At 60.7% G+C, this 3,279-nt stretch carries 3 protein-coding genes; 1 reads left to right on the top strand and 2 read right to left on the bottom strand.

All coding sequences use genetic code 11. The features are described from left to right. Nucleotides 1–324: DUF4158 domain-containing protein (locus tag G5S38_RS15305; RefSeq protein ID WP_165070480.1), on the bottom strand; the 324-nt coding region annotated here is incomplete at its 3' end. A gap of 13 nt (nucleotides 325–337) precedes the next feature. After that, the gene (locus G5S38_RS15300) at nucleotides 338–907 is read right to left on the bottom strand and encodes a recombinase family protein (RefSeq protein WP_165070478.1); all 570 of its coding nucleotides are present in this window, start codon (nucleotides 905–907) and stop codon (nucleotides 338–340) included. 531 nt (nucleotides 908–1,438) lie between these two features. On the opposite strand from G5S38_RS15300, the gene G5S38_RS15295 reads away from it, so the two are divergent. Then, nucleotides 1,439–2,479, top strand: a complete 1,041-nt coding sequence (locus G5S38_RS15295) for a hypothetical protein (protein WP_165070475.1) — start codon at nucleotides 1,439–1,441, stop codon at nucleotides 2,477–2,479. Nucleotides 2,480–3,279: the final 800 nt, after the last annotated feature.

The raw sequence follows: 3,279 nt of genomic DNA, 5'->3' as shown, positions 1-3,279 counted from the left end.
CGTCTGGTGGGCGGGGAGGTGTGTAAAAGAGCCAGCCCGCGCTCCGTACTCCCCCCACGGGTCGGGGCGCACCGCGATATTCGATGCCAATTGCGCGAGACCCGCCACAGGCGGGGCAGCGTCGGCGCCGAGCGCGATCCCGGGCCCGCGCAGCAGACACAGATGAACGGCGAACCCCAACCGGTTTGCGTCCCCACGGCGTTGCCGAATCAGCGACATGTCCGCCTCATCGATCCTGCACAGCGCCGCGATCTCGTTTGGATCCTCCGGCAGACACAGGATCTCGGCGCGCTCGAGCGGAGTTAGCAGTGCACGGCGCGCCATCACTACCCCCTTACTATGCGCTGAGGTAGCGGTAAATGGTGGGCCGGCTTACTTTGAACTCAGCGGCGATCTGCGCCACGGTGTGTGCGCGCTTACCGTCCGGACCTGTCTCCTCGTACATCTGCCTGGCGAGTTTCACCTGCCGGGCTCCAAGCTTTGGTTTCTGCCCGCCGGTGCGACCGCGCGCCCTGGCCGCCGCCAACCCGTCCCGGGTGCGTTCGGCCATCAGCGCATGCTCGAACTCCGCGATCGAACCCAGAATCTGGAAGAACATCGTCCCGAGCGGTGTCGACGTGTCGATGCCCTGATCCAGAACGACCAGGTCAACACCGGCACCCTGCAGCCGCTTCGACAGGTCGATCAGATTCTCCAGAGACCGGCCCAGCCGATCGAGTTTCGTCACCACCAACTGGTCACCAGCTCGATTCGCCGACAACAGCGCCTTTTCCAGACCCGGCCGGGAAGCGAGCTTGCCTGACGCGGAGTCCACGAACACCACCTCGCAGCCTGCCGCGTCGAGCGCATCCCGCTGCCCGTCAACGTGCTGATCTCGTGTCGATACCCGCCCGTAGCCCACTCGCATGCCCAGACTGTATCAGAAACAGGGGGAAGCGCTACATAGGCGCGTACACGGCAAGCATTACACCAGGACTCGCGCCAGCGCGCGGATCGCGAAGCAGTCGGAAACTGTCTCGCGAACGATCGAAACCCGACACCACAAGCCAAGCCTCCGCGCCAGAACCCTCAACCCTCAATTATTGGGCCGCACATCTTGATGCTGGCGACGTCCCCAGGCCGCGAAGATGATCAGTCTCACCGACCAGATCGTGCTCCGTTTCTCGGGATGCCAACCCGTGATCAAGCAGTCATCTTCCCGGGGCATTTTGGAAAGTTACCAACAAACTCCGTGTGCCTCATTGATCTGCATGTGAGCATCCCTTGACTTTTGGAGCCGTGGTCCAAGCCGGTCCCCTATTCGGCGGACTTGTCGTGGGTATACCCGCTATCTAGGCTTACCCCGAGCGGAGACGTCTCTAGTCTCCACCGAAATAGATAGGCCCGAGTAGCCAGATAGAAGCCGTGCCATCCGGGCCCCAACGAAAGGAATCTTCGAATGAAACCTGTCATTGGTGCGCCTGTCGAGCGCACCACGCAAGCTTATAGCAGGAAGCCTAGAGTCGAGGTTAGCGCCCTTTGGCGGCCGGTTGCCATAGGGCTCTTGGTGGGCGCGATGGTTGCAAGCGGAGGAGTGGCTAACGCCGCTGAGGATCCAACGGAGGCTCTCGCCGGCATTGTGGAAACAGCGGTCGCGTCTCTTCCGACACCTGCGGGAAATGAAGTCGGACCTGGCGTCGATGTCGCCGTCCCCACAAGTCCGGACGGAAAGATCGTGGTCAGCACCTCAAGTGCGACCGATTTCGCGGTTCAGCTACCTAATGAAGTAAATGCCACGAGTGGCGTGATCGCAGACAACGGGTCGACAATCTATTCGGGAATTGGGGCCTCAGCAGATGTATCTGTCGAACCACTCAAGGACGGAGTTCGAATCTCGACCATCATCCCGGATGCTGGCTCCGGATCAGTTTTCACATACCCCCTCGCCCCAGGAGTGACGGCTGAGGCCAACGCGGACGGATCGGTTTCTCTTTTTGAGGACGTCGCTGTTGTCGACCCGGATACGGGCAAGACCATGAACGCGCAGATTGAGGTGGCCTTGGTGCAGGCCCCGTGGGCTGTTGATGCCTCGGGAGCGGCCGTCGGGACCCGGTACGAGATCGTAGACAATTCCATCGTTCAGGTCATCGATCACGTCGGGAGCAAGGTTGACTACCCAATTGTCGCTGACCCCACGTTCACTCCAATAAATCCATTCCAAACAAGAATCCGTTGGAATCGTGCCGAAACGGCGACGATCGCATCTGGAGGTTGGGGCGCCACTGGGCTCACAGCCGTCTGCGGTCTGGCAGGTGCCGCAGCTGGAGGCCCGATTGGTGCGGCGGCTTTCGCCGCTTTGTGCTTGGCCGCCAGTGGCTCAGCGGTATACACGGCTGGGGTAGCTCAGAATTCCAACCCTAAGAGATGTCTCCAGCTCACAATCACATCTACCATCATCACGGCACCGATACCGTATTTCGACACGTACGCGTGTCGCTGATCAAGGGGGCCGCTGTGACTAATACATCGAGAGCCAAGTTCCTCTTCTCACCCTGGTGGAGAGTGGCTTGGTTGATAGGTGGAATTGTCTGGGCGATTTCCTTCAACGTGGCCTATATTTCCGCGGGTGCAGTGAATGAATGGCTCGGTGTCGTATCAGTAATACCGCTCCTAGCGCTACTTGTGGACGTCATCGTGCGAGATCGCCGATGGCGCACCGAGCGACCATAGTCAAGAACGAAACGGGAGCGTCGTCCGTAGTACGGGCGGCGCTCCCGTTCTAAATCGTTCAACGATTCTGAGAAATTGATAACACATCCAAGTCACCGGCAATAACCTTGTCGCACTAGTCACAACCCCGGCAGTTATCGTCCACACCGTCGTTCTACGCGTCGCTGGTGGCGTCGGATACTTTACGAATTCACAGTCCGCCCGTATGGCCGCGTTCCCGTCGACGTCGACGCTCTCCTGCGTGTTGAAGCGCAAGCGCAGCGTGGGACGTTCCGGCACGGGCTGCCGCGACCGCGTCAGGCTCAGATCGTCGGGGGCCTCTGGGCTGGGCTCCGGCTCTTGGTCGACGTCGATCGGCTCGCGCTCGGTCTCGGTCAGAGGCGCGAGTTCCACACGGTGGGGCTCTGCGATCCCGCACTGGACGCAGCGCGTCTCGGTGACGAGAGTTGAGTCCCGCATAGTGGTGTAGCCGCGGTGGCCCGGCTCGTCGTGAAGACGTGGACGCGGTCACCGTGTGATCCTTCGAGAAGTCTCTTACCTCGACTCGAAAGGCATCATCACGATGACCGC

Origin of the sequence: Marisediminicola senii (genome assembly GCF_011057645.1) — a bacterium.
Taxonomy (GTDB): Bacteria; Actinomycetota; Actinomycetes; order Actinomycetales; family Microbacteriaceae; genus Marisediminicola; species Marisediminicola senii.
Note: the sequence above shows the minus strand (reverse complement) of the source record. Positions and strands in the feature narration are given on the sequence as shown.